The organism is Nesterenkonia massiliensis (assembly GCF_000455245.1).
GTDB lineage: Bacteria > Actinomycetota > Actinomycetes > Actinomycetales > Micrococcaceae > Nesterenkonia > Nesterenkonia rhizosphaerae.
This window is the reverse complement of the sequence record NZ_HG005166.1, coordinates 182,490-198,660: the sequence shown is the minus strand read 5'-3', so window position 1 is coordinate 198,660 and position 16,171 is coordinate 182,490. Positions and strand designations below refer to the sequence as shown.

Here is a 16,171-nt window from a genome sequence, read left to right as displayed (position 1 = left end):
GTACACCAGGGTATCGTGTCTGTGTGTCTTCGCATCTGTCTGAAGAGCCCTCGCACGGGCCGTTTCCTGCCGTCTCTACGGGGCCCATCCCTCAGGAGGTGCTGGGGACTGCGCCGTGGGCGGGGTCCCCACCGTTTGAAGACGGCACCACGTCCTACTCCCCGTTTGTGGAGCTGGACAGAGCGGCCTGGGCGCGGCTGGCGGACACTATTGAGCAGCCGCTGAACCAGGACGACGTCGACCGGTTGCGCGGCATCGGAGAGCACCTCTCCCTGGAGGAGGTGGCGCAGGTCTATCTGCCGCTGTCGAAGCTGCTGAACATCTATGTGGAGTCCGCAGCGCATCTGCGGACCAAGACCAATGAGTTCCTGCGTGAGACCACGCGGCGTACGCCTTTTGTGATCGGCGTGGCTGGTTCTGTGGCTGTGGGCAAGTCCACTACTGCGCGCGTGTTGCAGGAGATGCTGCGGCGCTGGCCGTCTACTCCTCGGGTGGAGCTGGTGACCACCGATGGATTCCTCTACCCCAATGCTGAGCTGGAGCGCCGTGGGCTGATGGAGCGAAAAGGCTTCCCGGAGGCTTATGACCGCCGTGGGCTGCTGCGCTTTGTGGCGGAGATCAAGTCCGGCCGCCCTGAAGTCCGGGCCCCGAAGTACTCGCATCTTCGATATGACATCATCCCCAACGATGAGGTGGTGGTGCGTCGTCCGGACGTGCTGATCCTGGAGGGGCTCAATGTGCTGCAGCCTGCCCGGCACCGCGAGGACGGCACTGTGGGTCCGGCGCTCAGTGATTTCTTCGACTTCTCCATCTACGTGAACGCCAAGCCCAAGCATATTGAGCAGTGGTACGTGGACCGCTTCATGAAGCTTCGCTCCGGAGCCTTCGCCAATCCGCAGAGCTACTTCCACCGCTACAGCACCTTCAGTGACCAGGAAGCGATGGAGCGCGCTACCGATATCTGGGGGCGCATCAACGGTCCCAACCTGCGGGAGAACATTCAGCCCACACGCTCACGGGCGAAGCTGGTGATGTCCAAGGACGCTGATCACAGTGTCTCCCGGGTGCTGCTGCGAAAGGTCTGACACTGTGATGGTTGAGTCCCGTGGGCAGGCGCTGCAGCGCCGTCGAGCTGTTTACCGGCGGCGTCGGGCTTGGGCTGCGGTGATTGCCGTGGTCCTGCTGGCCCTGCTGGTTTTTGGGCTCTATGCGGGCTTGAAAACCTGGGGGCTGCTGCCCAGCGGCCAGGACGCCGAGGAGTCGGAGGCCGCTGAGCTGTCGGGTAGTAATTCCGACGACGACCTTGCCTCCCCGGCGGGGTCCTCAGCAGCGGCCGCCGAACCGGAGCCTGAACCAACGCCCGAGCCGGAGCCTGAACCCGAGCGTGCCAGTGACCCGTCCTGGGACCCCGATTCCATCCATGTACTGGTGAATCGGCAGAACCCCTTTGAGCCGGTGGACTACGCACCCACTGATCTGGTGGTACCTGATGTTCCGCATTACGGTCCAGAAGCCGCCATGTCCCTGCGGCAGGAGCCCGCAGCCGCCCTGGAGGAGCTCATTGCCACCGGGCGCCAGGAGGGCATGGCCCTGGGACTGGTGAGCGGGTACCGCTCCTTCGACTATCAGTTCCAGATCTACTGGGCCCGCCATGCTGAGGTAGGCACCGAGGCCACGGACCTCTATATGTCCCGGCCGGGGTACTCCGAGCACCAGACCGGGTTGGCCGCGGATGTGATCAGTATCGAGAATCCTGACTGCATGCTCGGGGAGTGCTTCGCTGACACCCCCGAGGGGCAGTGGGTGGCGGAGAATGCGCACCGTTTCGGCTTCATCATCCGGTATCTGGAAGATATGGAGCACATCACCGGCTATCCCTATGAGCCGTGGCATCTGCGCTATGTGGGAGTCGAAACCGCCACCGAGGTCTTTGAGCTGGGCCTCACCCTAGAGAAGTACTGGGAGCAGCCAGCTGCCCCTGACTACGACGACGCCGAACCCGCCTCCCCCTAAAGAAGATCTGCCATAGGCGAGCGGTACGGCATACACTGTCACCATGCTCAAGGGATTCAGAGATTTCATCATGCAGGGCAATGTCATCGACCTTGCCACTGCTGTGGTCATTGGTGCGGCATTCGGTGCAGTGGTCAACGCCATGGTGGAGAACGTGCTGATGCCGTTCATCTCCGGCCTGGTGGGCGCTCCTGACTTCGACAGTTTCGGCGTCGTCTGGTTCAACGGCAATGCCCTGCAGTTCGGCGTGCTGCTGACGGCGCTGGTGAATTTCCTGCTGATTGCCGCCGCTATCTACTTTGTGATCATTCTGCCGATGAACAAGATGATCGAGGCACGCAATAGGAAGCTGGGCGCTGTAGAGGAGGCGCCCGAGGAGAACATCATGCTGCTTCGTGAGATCCGTGATCAGCTCAAGGCGCAGACCGAGGTGACCAATCCCGCGTTTATCGCCTCTCTGGTCGAAGCTGAGCGCCAGGCTGAGGCCGAGGCTGCTGCCAAAGCCGAGGCCGAGCAGAATCCGGGGATGCTGGGCAAGGCCAAGAACATGGTCTGGGGTAAGGACTGATCTAGGCGCGCGCCGCGAACTGGGCCCGGTCGGTTCAGAACCCGATAGCCTCCACGCGGCGCAGGACGGCCTCTTGCACGCTCAGAGCAGCCAGCCAGGAGGTTTTGGGATTCTGCGGCAGTGGATGGTTGGTCAGCACGATCCTGAGCCTGCCGAATGCTCCCTCGACGTCGACGGTATGCGAATTCTCCTTCGCATGCGGATCAGCAATGAGACGCACAACGGTACTGTCAAAGCCCACGCCTGCCAGGGCCACTGCAGCGGTGACATTGGCATTCTTGGGAAACTGTGCTGCTGCCGCTCTGGCGCTTCCTTCAAAGAACACTTCCGCGTGCTCCAGCTGCGCTAGCGCACAGAGCTCCTCAGCTGCAGACCCCCGCCAGGCGGACGGAGGTTTGCGGCCTTCATAGACCACGGAGTCAACTCCGGCCAGCATCCCAGCACGTAGGGCGTCCAGTCCCCCAATGGCACCTGAGACCACAGTGAGTCTGGCTCCGCTGGACTCAGCGGCTTCATCCAGTGTCATCTTCACCTGGTTATCGCCGAGCACACCGAGGGACGCGACAACTACGTCGACGCCGCGGCGCAGTGCCTCAGGGACGGCATCACGGACGGCGCTGTGCCCGGCGCATTCCACCACCAGGTCAGGCTGCCAGTCCAGCAGTTCGGTGACATCAGAGAACCCTTGTGCCGAGGTCTCCTCGCTGAGTCGATGGATTCGATGCTCTCGCTCCAGAAATGCGAACTGTGTCTGCGGCAGCCGCTCACGCAGCCCTTCAAGGCAGGACTGCCCCATAGCGCCCATACCCAGGATTGCTAGACGCGCCGGTTCTCTCATGGTTTAGAGGGCGAGTTCGGCTTTGACAACATCTGCCAGAGCCTGCGCCTCAGCCCGAGCAAGATCAGCAGTTTCTGCCTCGATCATCACCCGCACCACAGGCTCAGTACCCGATGGCCGCAGCAACACGCGCCCTGACTCCCCTAAACGAGCCTCCACCGCAGCAACAGCGGCCTGCACCACCTCATGCGACTTCACCCGGGCCTTATCCACACCAGCCACATTGATCAGCACCTGCGGCAACCTCGTCATCGACTCATCAGCCAACTCACGCAATGACCTACCCGTAGCAGCCACCCGAGCCGCCAACTGCAGACCCGTGAGCACACCATCACCGGTAGTCGCATAATCGCTGAAGATCACATGCCCAGACTGTTCACCACCAAGGTTGAACCCACCAGCACGCATACCTTCCAGCACATAGCGGTCCCCCACCGCGGTCTCCACCAGGTTGATACCAGCCTTAGCCATCCCCAGCTTCAACCCCAGATTGCTCATCACGGTGACCACCAGGGTGTCATCGTTCAACCCACCGGCTTCTTTCAGCGCCAGAGCCAGAACGCCCATGATCTGATCCCCATCGATGATCTCCCCGGTGTGATCAACCGCCAGACACCGGTCAGCATCACCATCATGGGCGATCCCCAGATCAGCAGCATGAGAGATCACTGCTTCCTGCAGGTTCTGCAGATGCGTTGACCCGTAGTCATCATTGATGTTCAGTCCATCAGGATCAGCACCAATGACGATCACCTCAGCACCGGCAGCAGCGAAGGCTTCCGGGGAACAGCCCGAAGCAGCACCATGGGCGCAGTCCAGCACGATCTTCAGCCCCATCAGAGAGACTTCCCCCAGGGACTGCAGCAGATGGACCACGTACCGGTCTTCGGCGTCTGAGAACCGTTTGATACGCCCGACCTGATCCCCGGTGGGCAGGACAGGGGCCTGTCCCATCTGGGCCTCGATCTCATCTTCGACCGAGTCATCGAGCTTATGCCCGCCACGGCCGAGGAACTTGATCCCGTTATCCGGGGCCGGGTTATGCGAGGCAGAGATCATTACACCGAAATCAGCGTCGATATCCGCCACTAGGAACGCCGCAGCAGGTGTGGGCAGCACACCGGCGTCATAGACATCCACACTTGAGGAAGCCAACCCGGCCTCTACCGCGGAGGAGATGAACTCACCGGAGACCCGCGGATCACGAGCCACCACAGCAACTGGTCTGCGGCCTGCAGCCGCACGACGATGTCCCAGCACCACCGCAGCAGACTGGGAGAGACGAAGAGCAAGGTCCGCGGTCAGCAGCCCATTGGCCACACCACGAACACCATCGGTTCCGAATAATCTGGTCATATTGGGGAACAGTCTAGAGGGCGAACACGAAAATCCCCGCCGGGAGAACCCGACGGGGATTTTCGTAGCAAAGCTGTGATCAGCGCTTGTGGAGCCAAGCGCTTGCCAGCACGGCTGCCTGATCGGGGATAAGCCGACCAGATTCTCGCCCGGGCCCCGGTGTGACTGCGCAGCAGCACACCGGGAAGGCGTGAATCAGCGCTTGGAGTACTGAGGGGCCTTGCGGGCCTTCTTCAGACCTGCCTTCTTCCGCTCCACGGCGCGAGCGTCGCGGGTCAGGAAGCCGGCCTTCTTCAGTGCAGCACGGTTGTGGTCACGGTCGATGCCGTTGAGCGCACGGGAGATTCCCAGGCGCAGGGCACCGGACTGACCGGAGGGGCCGCCGCCGTCGATGCGGGCGATGACGTCGTAGGCGCCTTCGAGGCCCAGCAGGGTGAAGGGGTCATTGACCTCCTGCTGGTGCAGCTTGTTGGGGAAGTAATCCTCCAGGCTGCGGCCGTTGATGGTCCACTTGCCGGTGCCCGGCACGATGCGGACGCGGGCACGGGCGCGCTTGCGGCGGCCGATCGCTGCACCGGGAACGGTCAGCGGGGCGCGCTCTGGGGCGGCCTCTTCGGCAGCGGCGGGGGCAGATTCCGAGGTGTAGCTGGTCAGCTCCTCGGTCTCGGTGAGCTCTTCAGTGTTCTGAGCCACGTTTCTCCTTGAAAGTATCTAGTGTCGGGTGGCCAGGACTACTGAGCGACCTGGGAGATTTCGAACGGCTTAGGCTGCTGGGCAGCGTGCGGGTGCTCAGCACCTGCATAGACGCGCAGCTTCTTCAGCTGTGCAGCACCCAGCTTGTTGTGAGGCAGCATGCCCTTGACGGCCTGCTCCACAGCACGGGTGGGGTAGCGCTGGATCATGTCACCGAAGGTGATGGACTTGATGCCGCCCGGGAACCCGGAGTGGCGCCAGTAGCGCTTCTTGGAAACCTTGTCGCCAGTGACGGCGACCTTTTCAGCGTTGATGATGATGACGAAGTCGCCCATGTCCTGGTGAGGTGCAAAGGTCGGCTTGTGCTTGCCGCGCAGCAGGGTCGCAGCCTGGCTGGCGAGACGGCCCAGGACGACGTCGGTGGCGTCGATGATGTGCCACTGAGCGTCGGCGTCGCCATTCTTGGGAGTGTACGTACGCACGTTGGTATGCCTTACGGTCGGTCTTCTACGGTTCAGATGCCGGCTGCAGCAGTGTGTGAGAGTCACGCTGCGTCGCCATCTGTTCAATTGCTCTTTTGGTCTGGACTCCCCGAGGGAAGCCCATTGTGTCAGTGCACTCGGTATTCCAGGTGAGGGCTGGAAAGAATCCGGTTCCGTAGCTCCCCATCCCGTCTCGCGGAGGCTTCACGGCCATGCAACTGAGCCGCCTCAACACGATTCCAGGCAGGGCTGGACACGCACAACAACCTCCAACTATACAGCAGAGCCCGCCCGGCCCCAAAAGGCTGGAATCACAGACCCCGCAGCCCCTCCGCCAGCGCAATGTTGCAAAACGCAGATAAACACAGATAAAGTCCGACTAAACCCACACACTGTGTGCCAGACCACTTACCGCAAGGGAGACACTCTCTATGGCTCTTCTGGCCCCCGAACGGCACGACCGTATTCTCGCGCTGCTGGCGCGAGACGGCACCGTCAGTGTCCAGCAACTGGCTGACAGCTTCGCCGTCACCCGTGAAACAGTGCGCCGCGACCTCGATCAGCTCGAAGCCGAGGGCGCACTGCGCCGCATCCACGGCGGCGCAGTGGCAGCCTCCACTCCTTCCCGTGCTGAAAGCTCCCTGCAGGAGCGTCTCGCCCGGCAGTCGGAGCAGAAGCTGCGCATCGCCCAGGCGGCGCTGACCTATCTGCCCCCAGAGACCGGGGGCTCGATGATCATCGACGCCGGCACCACCACCGAAGCACTGGCCGGCCTGCTGGCAGATCGCTCACCGGCGGAATCTGGTACCCGACGGTTCCTGCTCACCAACGCACTCCCCATCGCCCAGCGGCTCAGCAGTGCCAGCTCGTTCGACGTCGAGATCCTCGGGGGCAGCATCCGCGGCATCACCGGGGCTGCCGTAGGTGCGCAGACCACCGCCGCACTGCAGCGTCGCCGCGCCGATGTGGTCTTCCTGGGCACCAATGGAGTCGACGCCGCGTTCGGGCTGAGCACACCAGATACCGCCGAGGCCGCGGTGAAGACAGCCCTACTAGAAGCAGGACAGCAACGCGTACTGCTGGCTGATTCCTCCAAGCTCGGCCGCACCTCGCTGGTGCAGTTCGCCCGACTGGAGGACATTGATGTGCTGATCACCGATGTTGAGCCACAGGCCGCCCTGGCCCAGGCCCTGCAGGAGGCCGAGGTTGATGTGGTGGTAGCACCATGATCCTGACCGTGACCCCCAACCCCAGCCTGGACAAGACCGTCGAGCTAACGGCTCCGCTGGCGGTGGGGCAGGTGCAACGAGCCGCCCAGGCCCATGCCGAGCCCGGCGGCAAAGGCGTCAACATCTCCCGAGCCCTGACCGCTGCCGGGGTGGAGAACCTGGCCGTGCTACCCGGTGATCCCGCTGACCCGGTGCTCACCGGCCTGGCTGAGATCAGCGTCAGCTGTCGCAGCATGCCGATCGGGCAGTCGCTGCGGACGAATATCGCCATCACCGATCCGCTGGGCACCACCACCAAGGTCAACGAGCCCGGCCCCCAGTTCAGCACTGAGGCTGAAGCCGAGTTTATCGAGCTGATCATCGGCAGCGCAGCCGAGGCGGCCTGGACGGTGTTGGCCGGATCCCTGCCGCCGGGACTGAGCACGCGGTTCTACCGCGAGACCATCACCAGGCTGCGCAGCGCCGGCGAGCACCTGGTGGCAGTCGATGCCTCCGGGCCGGCGCTGGCCGAAGCGGTGGCAGCGGCACCGGATCTGATCAAACCCAATGCTGAGGAGCTGCTGGAGCTGGCCCACGCGCTGCTGGAGCCGGAGCAAATCCCCGAACTCTCAGCCGCTGAGCTGGAGGCTTCCAAGGACGCGGTGGTGCAGCTGATCCGCGCCCTGAAGCCCCACGGCGTCCAGGCAGCCCTGGTGACCCTGGGCGGCCACGGCGCCGTCTACGTCTCAGCGGACCAGCACCAGCCGGTGCTGAGCGCCTGGGGTCCGCCGCTGACAGTGCGCAGCACCGTCGGTGCCGGCGATGCCTCACTGGCCGGATTCCTCGCCGCACACGTGAAGGGCGAAGATCCCCGCAGCTGCCTACGCCGGGCCATGGCCCAGGGCCGGGCGGCGGCTTCACTTCCCGGCTCCACCATGCCGGTCCCCGAACAACTCGTGCTCGACGACGTCGTCGTCGACGAGCTCACCCCATAAGGAAAAGGACACACATCATGGCCATCATCACCGAAGAGCTGGTCAGCCTGGACAGGATTACCGCGACGCAACCGCGCGAGGTGATCGAGCAGCTGGCCGGCCAGATCGTCACTGCAGGCAGAGCCTCCGACGCCGAGCCGCTGATCACCAGCGCCTGGGCGCGTGAGGAGCAGTCAGCCACGGGCATGCCCGGGGGCTTCGCCATTCCGCACTGCCGGACCTCCGCGGTCTCCGAGCCGACCCTGGCCTTCGCCCGCCTGGGCACCGCCGTGGACTTCGGCTCCTTCGACGGCCCTGCCGATCTGGTGTTCCTCATCGCCGTTCCTGAAACGGCCAGTCAAGACCATCTGAAGATTCTCTCCGCGCTGGCCACTGGCCTGATGCAGGATGAATTCGTCACCGCACTGCGCAGTGCCGGCAGCGCCTCTGAGGTGGTGGCGCTGATCGACTCTGCGGTGGCACCCACCGAAGAACAGCCGTCCGCCGAAGAGCCCACCGCCCAGGAGCCCACCGCTGAGGCCGGTGAGCCGGTGCGCCGTTTGGTGGCGGTGACCGCCTGCCCCACGGGTATTGCCCACACTTATATGGCTGCCGATGCACTCAAGCAGGCAGCACAGGCACGCGGCATCGACCTGCATGTGGAAACGCAGGGATCAGCGGGTTCGACGCCGCTTCCCGCCTCGGCTATTGCGGACGCGGAGGCGGTGATCTTCGCCGTGGATGTCGACGTACGGGATAAGAGCCGTTTCGCAGGCAAGCCAGTGGTGGCGGCCCGAGTCAAGCGCGGCATCGATGATCCCGGTGCCCTGCTCGATGATGCACTGCGCGCGGCCCAGGATCCCAATGCGGCAGTTGTCAGCTCCGAGAGCGAGGACGAGGCTGCCACGGGCGAGCATGGCCGGGAGAGCTTTGGTCGCAGCGTCCAGCGTGTGCTGATGACCGGTGTGAGCTACATGATTCCTTTCGTTGCAGCCGGTGGTCTGCTCATCGCACTGGGGTTCCTGCTCGGCGGCTACAACATCACCGATGTGGCCTCGGATATCGCCTTCAACCACTCCCTGTGGAATCTGCCCACCGCAGCAGAGCTTCCCGCCGACTTCCATGGTTGGGGTGCGCTCGGCGGTTATCTGGGTTCGGTGTTCTTCACCATGGGCAGTGCCGCCATGGGGTTCCTCGTGCCGGCGCTGGCGGGCTATATCGCCTACGGAATGGCCGACCGCCCTGGTATCGCACCGGGCTTCACTGCCGGTGCTGTGGCTCTTTCCATGGATGCCGGATTCATCGGCGGCATCGTTGGTGGCGTGCTGGCCGGTGCAGTCGCCTATTGGTTCCGGCGCTTGGATGTGCCGCGCTGGTTGGCGGGACTGATGCCGGTGGTGATCATTCCGTTGGTGGCCACCATCGTTGCCGCCGGGCTGATGTTGTTGGTGCTGGGCGGCCCCATCGCCGCACTGACGGCTTCGCTAGAGGGCTGGCTGGAGTCCATGACGGGTTCGGCCGCGGCCCTGCTGGGCGTCATCCTCGGCCTGATGATGTGCTTCGACCTCGGCGGACCGGTCAATAAGGTGGCCTATTCCTTTGCCGTAGCCGGTGTCTCCGGAGCAGTGGCTGCTGGCAGCGAAGCCCCGCTGATGATCATGGCCACCGTGATGGCCGCAGGCATGGTGCCTCCGCTGGGTCTGGCCCTGGCGACCTTCCTGGACCGCAAGCTCTTTACCGTCGCTGAGCGGGAGAACGGCAAGACTGCAGTCCTGCTGGGTGCGGCCTTCATCTCTGAAGGTGCCATTCCTTTTGCGGCGTCAGATCCGCTGCGCGTGCTGCCGGCCTCGATGCTGGGCGGCGCTGTCACTGGCGCCCTGACCATGGTCTTCGGTGTGACGTCTTATGCACCGCATGGTGGTGTGTTTGTGGCCTTCGCCATCGAGAGCTTCCTGCTGTTCCTGCTGGCTGTGCTGGCAGGTGCCGCACTGACCGCGCTCAGCGTGATCGCACTGAAGCGCTGGACTCGCAAGGCACCTGCCGCGGCCTGAACACCACTAACAACGACGGCGGCTCCCCGGTCTCCCAGGATTCTGCAGAATCCAAGACCGAGGGGCCGCCGTCGTTCTATGCTCTTATTCGCTCACGCAATATGACGTCGGTTTCACCGGATTTACCCCCGCGAGGACCGAAAGTAAGGTCAAACTGCGTGACCGAACGTGGTGGGGGCGCCGCCGCCGTCGTCGTCTGCCAGTGCGGACAGCTCAGCGCTGGGCTGCTGCCACCCGTTCCACCACTGCCGTAAAGAGCGGGTGGGCAGAGGTCAGGCCCGTCACCTTCTCGGTAAAGGCCTCAGCGTTGAGTTGGCCCAGGAGCTTCTTCATCTCCACAGCTTGTTCGTCTGCGGCAACGTCGAAGGCCAGTGCGGCTTCGATGGCGCCCAGCAGTCCCTGAACCGGCAGTCCCCGTTCGGCGGCCTCGGCCGCAGGGCCGATCAGCCGTTCATGACGGGAGAGCTTACGCAGCGGCTGGCGGCCCACCCGGTCCACGGTGTCAGGCAGCGCCGGATTGCGGAAGCGGTCAAGGATGGTGTTCCGGTAGGACTGCATCTGATCAGGGGAAAAGCCATGCTTGGCCACCAGAAGCGCAGAGGTCTCCTCCAGAGCGGCGGTGACTCCTGCGGCCACGTGCTCATCAGCCAGGGCATCGGCGATCTTCTCCAGACCTGCCGCTGTCCCCAGGTACGCGGCCGTGGCGTGGCCGGTGTTGACGGTGAAGAGCTTGCGTTCAATATAGGGCCCCAGTTCATCGACGAAGTGGGCACCGGGGATATTGGGCAGATTCTCCCCGAAAGGTCCCTTCTCGATAGCCCATTCGTAGAAGGGCTCCACGGTGACATCGATGCCGCCATCTGCTGGCTGGCCCGGGACGATTCGGTCCACCGCGGTATTGGCGAACACTGCTTTGGCGGCCAGTTCGTCCCAGCCCTCACCGGCCAGCTCCTGCATAGCCTGACGCAGAGTGTCCGTGGCGCCGATAGCGTTCTCGCAGGCCATGACCTGCAGTTTCTGCGCATCGGCTGGGCGCTGGCGCAGGCCGGCCACAATATGCGGGGCAATGAACTTCAAGATGGTCGGCCCCACTGCGGTGGTCACCACGTCAGCGGTTGCGACTTCTTCGGCCACTGCCGAGGCGTTCTCGGCGCTGTTGACTGCGCGGAAGCCGGTCACGGTCTTGTCTTCTCCGCCGGTGCCGACCTCGTGCACCAGATAGGAGTCAGCCGCGGTGAGAGCCTCTACCAAGGGTGCGGCCACATCGGAGAACACCACCTCGTAGCCGCCCTCATGCAGCAGCAGCCCCACGAAACCGCGGCCGATATTGCCTGCTCCGAAATGAACAGCCTTCATATCTGATCTCCTCCCCAGGAGTGTGTCCGGGCGGATCCGTTGTCAGGATCCGGCTGCCCGGTCATGCATGGATGTCTAATAACGGCGTGAGGGTGCGCCGACTGATGGTCTCAGTCCGCGCACCCTCACGCTTTCAGATGATTCGGTTCAGTGGCTAGACCAGCGCCGGTGGGCCGGCCTGTTCCAGCTTCAGCCTTCGTTCACAGCCGAGAGCAGATCCAGGATCTCCTGCTCGGTGGAGGCTGCCTTCAGCTTGGCGACCTCTGTTTCGTCAGCGAAGAGCGTGGCGATCCGAGACAGGATCTCCAGGTGTTCATCGCCTACACCGGCGATACCGATGACGAATGTGGTGTGATCTCCTGACCAGTCCACGCCGCCGTCGTAGCGGACCACCGACAGCGCCGAGGCCTTGATCGCTGCCTTGGCCGCATTGGTGCCGTGTGGGATGGCCAGTTCGCTGCCCATGAAGGTGGAGACGGTGGCCTCACGGTCACGCATCGCCTGCAGGTAGTCGCTGGTCACCGCACCAGCGGATTCCAGGATGTCTGCTGCTTCCTGCAATGCCTGGTCCTGGGTCGCTGCACCGGAGTGGATGCGAATCTGCTCCAGGGTCAGGATTCCGCTTTTGACCGCAGTGGCGGTCCCACCGGAGCCAGCAGGTGCGGAGATCGGGTCAGCCGCGGCGGTCTCACCGGAGGCGCCGCTGTTCTTCACCAGTTCCACGACGTCGTCGTACTCGGGAGCGTTCATGAAGTTGTCCACGGACACGTGGATCGCATTCGGCTCCTTCACCCGGGCACGGTCGGTGAGGTTCTGCTGGGTGATGACCAGGTCGGCGTCGCCGGGCAGCCCAGCGATGGCTTTATTGGTGACACTGACATTCTCGATGCCCGCGCCCTGGAACTTCTTGCGCAGCACCGAGGCGCCCATCGCGGAGGAACCCATGCCTGCGTCGCAGGCGAAGTACACGGTGCGGATCTGCTCAGTTGACGATGCCGGGACGGCAGCGGCACCGGCGAGGTTGTCCAGGTGCGAGGATGACTTGCCCTTAGCGGCGGCAGTCTTTGCCACAGCGGAGGAGAACTCGTCGTCGCCGCCGACATTACGGCGCCGGTCGGCCAGCAGGATGACTGCAGCTACTGCGAAGCTGACAGCAGTGGAGAGGATCACCGAGAGGATCACGCCGAGGTAGCTGTCTGCGGCAGTGGCGAACATGACCGCGATGATGGAGCCCGGGGCGGCAGGGTACACAAGACCCGAGTCGAAGAGCATATTGGTGGTCACACCGGTGGCACCGCCTGCGACCACTGCCAGCAGCAGAGTCGGCTTCATCAGCACGTAGGGGAAGTAGACCTCGTGAATACCGCCGACGAAGTGGATCAGCAATGCACCGGGGGCGGTGGCGCGTGCCGCACCCACACCGAAGATGGTGAAGGCCAGCAGGACACCGGCACCCGGGCCGGGGTTGGCCTCGAGCAGGAAGAGGATGGACTTGCCGGCCTCGCCTGCTGATTCGGTGACGCCCAGCGGAGTCAGCACGCCGTGGTTGATGGCGTTGTTGAGGAAGAAGACCTTGGCCGGCTCGATGATCAGCGAGGTCAGCGGCAGCAGCTGGTTCTCCACAAGGAAGCTCACAGCAGAACCGAGAACGTCCATGAACCAGTTGATGACCGGAGCCAGGCCGAAGAAGCCGACGACTGCCATCAGGAAGCCGAGGATGCCGGCGGAGAACATGTTGACCAGCATCTCGAAGCCGGCCTTGATCTTGCCTTCCCAGAGGCCGTCAGCCTTCTTCATCAGCCATGCCGCCAACGGGCCCATGATCATCGCGCCGATGAACATGTGAACCTCGGCCAGCGGATCCTGACCCTCCGGAAGCGCGGCGTTGAACTCCGCGATCAGGAAGTCCGAACCGGCGATGACACCGAAAGTTGCCACAGCACCAACGACGGCGCCGCGCATCTCGTAGATCATCTTGCCACCCTGCACCGCGATCAGCACCGGCAGCAGGTAGTGGATCATCGGACCGACGATGGTGGAGAGCGCATCAGCAACTGCCCAGCCATCGGAGAACTGCTCGATGTTGACGACGATCGCGGTGATGATTCCCCAAGCGATCAGGGCCGGAATGACCGGCATGATCATTCCCGAGAGGAATGAGCCGAACTTCTGTACGGCCACCCTGACACTGCCGGGTTGTGTTTTTTCAGCAGACGCTGTCATAGCGTGCGCCTTTCTCATCTTTGAGGTGGGTGATGGGGTGTTGCATACCGCTGTTTCAGCGAGCGGCGACGTCGAGGGCCGCTTGGCGCGCATCTGCTGCGGTGGAGGCGGCGAGTGCGGCCTGGGCGATGGCCTCGGCCTGGTCCTTGGTGTGCCTGGAGAGCTCCAAGCGCACATCAGCCAGGGCAGCCGGTGCCATGGAAAGTGTGTTGACGCCGAGTCCTATCAGGACCACTGCCAGCAGCGGGTCCGCGGCGGCTTCGCCGCAGACACCCACCGGTTTGCCGGTGTGGTCTCCGGCTGCGCCGACCTCGCGGATCAGTCGCAGCACGGCCGGGTGCCAAGGATCCTGCAACCCTGCGACCGAACCCAGCAGGCGGTCAGCTGCCATGGTGTACTGCGTCAGGTCATTGGTACCGATGGAGGCGAATCCGGTCACCGGCAGGATCTTGTCAGCCAGCAGCGCGGAGGAGGGCACCTCGATCATCACACCAGCGGTTTTCAGCCCGTGCTGGGTGGCGAATTTGGTGAAGGTCTCTGCCTCTTCCACAGTGGAGACCATGGGGGCCATCACCCAGAGATCGGCCTCGGTGGCAGCCTCAGCCTCAGCTAGGGCAGTCAACTGATCGCGCAGGATCTCCTCATTGGCCAGCAGGGCGCGAAGTCCGCGCAGCCCGAGAGCGGGGTTCTCCTCCTCGGCGTCGTTGAGGAAGGGCAGGGGCTTATCAGCACCGGCGTCGAGTGCCCGGACCACGACCTTCTTGCCGGGGAAGGCCTGGAGCAGCTTGATGTAGGACTCGCGCTGCTCAGCAACGCTGGGGGCCTTATCTGAAGAGAGGAAGAGGAACTCGGTACGGAACAGCCCCACACCCTCAGCACCTAGGTCCACTGCTTCCTGGGCAGCCTCTGGACTGCCCAGATTGGCCAGCAGCGGCACCTCGGTGCCATCGGCCAGGGCCCCGGGGGTCAGCGGGGCGGCCGCTGCGGCGGCACGCTCCTCGATGCGCCGAGTCACGTCATCGATCTGCTCCTGGGAGGGCTCAGTGATGATGGCTGAGGCTGCGGCGTCGACGATCACCTGCTGGCCATCACTGAGTTGGGCGGCGTCCTTAACACCGACGACGGCAGTGATTCCCTTACCACGGGCCAAGATGGCCGTGTGAGAGGTCGGTCCACCTTCGATAGTGACCAGCGCCTGCACTTTGTCCAGATCCAGCAGCGCGGTATCAGCCGGAGCCAGGTCCTGAGCCACCAGTACGAAGGGGTGACCGGGATCAGGTACACCGGGTGCCGGCTCACCGCGCAGATGCGCAATGACCCGCAGGGCGACGTCGGCGAGGTCCGCGGCGCGTTCGCCGAGGTATCCGCCGAGGGTCTGCAGGGTCTCCTGGAACTCGGCGAAGGCGGCGTGGACGGCGAATTCGCCGGTCTTGCCGGCCTGGACGCGCTGTTCAACTGCCTCCAGCAGCGTGGGGTCCTGGGCCATCATGACCTGAGCCTCGAGAACCTCCTGCGCCTGTCCGCCGGCGGTCTCCCCGCGGCTGGCAAGCTCAGCAGAGACCGCCTGGATGGCTTCCTTGACCCGGGCGGACTCCTGCTCGGGCTTCAGCTGGCTGTCAGTATCAGCCGGGGGCGCTGGCGGCGGCGCCATCCGCGCCACCGGGCCATAGGCAACACCTTGGCCGATGCCTGTGCCGGTGAGGCTCTCAGGCATCAGTTGGCCTCGTCGTGGTTGGTGGTCAGCAGCTCAGCCAGGGTGTCCAGAGTCTGCTCGGCGTTCTCGGCCTCCACGGTGAGAACAACCTCATCACCATGCTCAACGCCCAGGGACATCACGCCCAGGATGGAAGCAGCGTTGACACTCTTCTCGCCCTTGGTGATGGTCACCGGAACGCCGGCGTTCTGGGCGGCTTCCACAAAGAGCTTCGCGGGGCGGGCGTGCAGGCCGTTGGAGGAGCCGACAGTGACAGTGCGGGTTGCGCTCATGAGGGGTTCGCTTTCGTCGTAAGAGCCTGACGGACCAGCGCCAGGGCACGTGTTCCGTCGAGGTCTGAATTGATGTCTTCAGGCAGAAGCTGCACCGGCGCTCCTTGGGGCGCGGTGAGGCTACGGATCTCCTCGATGGTGTCAGCCAGGTGGGGTCCCAGCAGGACCATGTCCGCGGTGTCGATATCGTGCAGCAGCGAGGACTGACTTCCGGCCCAGGCCGTGTGCGGCATACCGGCATCGGCCAGCGCTCGGTTGAGCCGCTGGGCGACAAAAGTGCTGGAGGCACCAGCACCGCACATCACGAGGATCTTCATTGATCTGCCTTCTCCTTTCCCATAGATTCTCCAGTGACTCGCCCCACACCGCTACGGTCTGTGGGGGATATTTCTTTCCTCCCCTGCGGAAAGTTGCTGAAGCCTC

The 16,171-nt window shown here is 63.8% G+C and carries 14 protein-coding genes and 1 pseudogene; 6 read left to right on the top strand and 9 right to left on the bottom strand.

The window, feature by feature from the left end:
- Nucleotides 1-101 precede the first annotated feature (101 nt).
- The 3 genes and pseudogenes from coaA to mscL all read left to right on the top strand — a co-directional run.
- Nucleotides 102-1,085 (top strand): type I pantothenate kinase, encoded by a 984-nt coding sequence (coaA, locus tag TX78_RS04100; RefSeq protein ID WP_407635378.1) that lies wholly within the window; start codon nt 102-104, stop codon nt 1,083-1,085.
- 7 nt (nt 1,086-1,092) lie between these two features.
- Nucleotides 1,093-2,013 carry a M15 family metallopeptidase gene (locus tag TX78_RS04095; protein ID WP_049897431.1) on the top strand — a complete coding sequence of 307 codons (921 nt, stop codon included), beginning with the start codon at nt 1,093-1,095 and terminating at the stop codon, nt 2,011-2,013.
- Between the two features lie 43 nt (nt 2,014-2,056).
- Nucleotides 2,057-2,437: pseudogene (gene mscL / locus TX78_RS04090) on the top strand (large conductance mechanosensitive channel protein MscL); the annotation flags it as partial.
- Nucleotides 2,438-2,615: 178 nt separating this feature from the next.
- On the opposite strand, the gene TX78_RS04085 reads toward mscL, so the two are convergent.
- The 4 genes from TX78_RS04085 to rplM form a co-directional block, all read right to left on the bottom strand.
- Nucleotides 2,616-3,419 carry an aspartate dehydrogenase gene (locus tag TX78_RS04085; RefSeq protein ID WP_044493944.1) on the bottom strand — a complete coding sequence of 268 codons (804 nt, stop codon included), beginning with the start codon at nt 3,417-3,419 and terminating at the stop codon, nt 2,616-2,618.
- A 3-nt stretch (nt 3,420-3,422) separates the two neighbouring features.
- Nucleotides 3,423-4,775 carry a phosphoglucosamine mutase gene (gene glmM / locus TX78_RS04080; RefSeq protein WP_044493943.1) on the bottom strand — a complete coding sequence of 451 codons (1,353 nt, stop codon included), beginning with the start codon at nt 4,773-4,775 and terminating at the stop codon, nt 3,423-3,425.
- Between the two features lie 195 nt (nt 4,776-4,970).
- A complete protein-coding gene (gene rpsI / locus TX78_RS04075) occupies nt 4,971-5,468 on the bottom strand; it encodes a 30S ribosomal protein S9 (RefSeq protein WP_044493941.1) in 498 nt (165 codons plus the stop codon).
- Between the two features lie 38 nt (nt 5,469-5,506).
- Complete coding sequence (gene rplM, locus TX78_RS04070) at nt 5,507-5,950, bottom strand: 50S ribosomal protein L13 (RefSeq protein WP_044493939.1); 444 nt, start codon at nt 5,948-5,950, stop codon at nt 5,507-5,509.
- A 431-nt stretch (nt 5,951-6,381) separates the two neighbouring features.
- Between rplM and TX78_RS04065 the strand changes: the two genes are divergently transcribed.
- Genes TX78_RS04065 through TX78_RS04055 form a run of 3 tightly spaced genes read left to right on the top strand, consistent with a single transcriptional unit; the run spans nt 6,382 to nt 10,183 of the window.
- Nucleotides 6,382-7,179 carry a DeoR/GlpR family DNA-binding transcription regulator gene (locus TX78_RS04065; RefSeq protein WP_044493937.1) on the top strand — a complete coding sequence of 266 codons (798 nt, stop codon included), beginning with the start codon at nt 6,382-6,384 and terminating at the stop codon, nt 7,177-7,179.
- The gene (locus tag TX78_RS04060) at nt 7,176-8,153 is read left to right on the top strand and encodes a 1-phosphofructokinase family hexose kinase (protein WP_044493936.1); all 978 of its coding nucleotides are present in this window, start codon (nt 7,176-7,178) and stop codon (nt 8,151-8,153) included. Before TX78_RS04065 ends, TX78_RS04060 begins: the two co-directional genes overlap by 4 nt.
- A 14-nt stretch (nt 8,154-8,167) precedes the next feature.
- Nucleotides 8,168-10,183, top strand: coding sequence for a PTS fructose transporter subunit IIABC (locus TX78_RS04055; RefSeq protein WP_101750612.1), 2,016 nt, complete (start codon nt 8,168-8,170; stop codon nt 10,181-10,183).
- A gap of 213 nt (nt 10,184-10,396) precedes the next feature.
- Here the strand turns inward: TX78_RS04055 and TX78_RS04050 are convergent, their stop codons facing one another.
- The 5 genes from TX78_RS04050 to TX78_RS04030 all read right to left on the bottom strand — a co-directional run bounded on the left by TX78_RS04050 (nt 10,397) and on the right by TX78_RS04030 (nt 16,065).
- Nucleotides 10,397-11,539: a mannitol-1-phosphate 5-dehydrogenase gene (locus tag TX78_RS04050; RefSeq protein WP_044493934.1), complete on the bottom strand. Its 1,143-nt coding sequence runs from the start codon at nt 11,537-11,539 to the stop codon at nt 10,397-10,399.
- A gap of 189 nt (nt 11,540-11,728) precedes the next feature.
- Nucleotides 11,729-13,720, bottom strand: a complete 1,992-nt coding sequence (locus TX78_RS04045; RefSeq protein ID WP_324603308.1) for a PTS mannitol transporter subunit IICBA — start codon at nt 13,718-13,720, stop codon at nt 11,729-11,731.
- A gap of 97 nt (nt 13,721-13,817) precedes the next feature.
- Nucleotides 13,818-15,476 (bottom strand): phosphoenolpyruvate--protein phosphotransferase, encoded by a 1,659-nt coding sequence (gene ptsP / locus TX78_RS04040; RefSeq protein ID WP_044493931.1) that lies wholly within the window; start codon nt 15,474-15,476, stop codon nt 13,818-13,820.
- Entirely contained in the window at nt 15,476-15,748 is a 273-nt protein-coding gene (locus tag TX78_RS04035) for an HPr family phosphocarrier protein (RefSeq protein ID WP_044493930.1), read from the bottom strand. Before TX78_RS04035 ends, ptsP begins: the two co-directional genes overlap by 1 nt.
- Nucleotides 15,745-16,065, bottom strand: coding sequence for a PTS sugar transporter subunit IIB (locus tag TX78_RS04030; protein WP_044493929.1), 321 nt, complete (start codon nt 16,063-16,065; stop codon nt 15,745-15,747). Before TX78_RS04030 ends, TX78_RS04035 begins: the two co-directional genes overlap by 4 nt.
- Nucleotides 16,066-16,171: the final 106 nt, after the last annotated feature.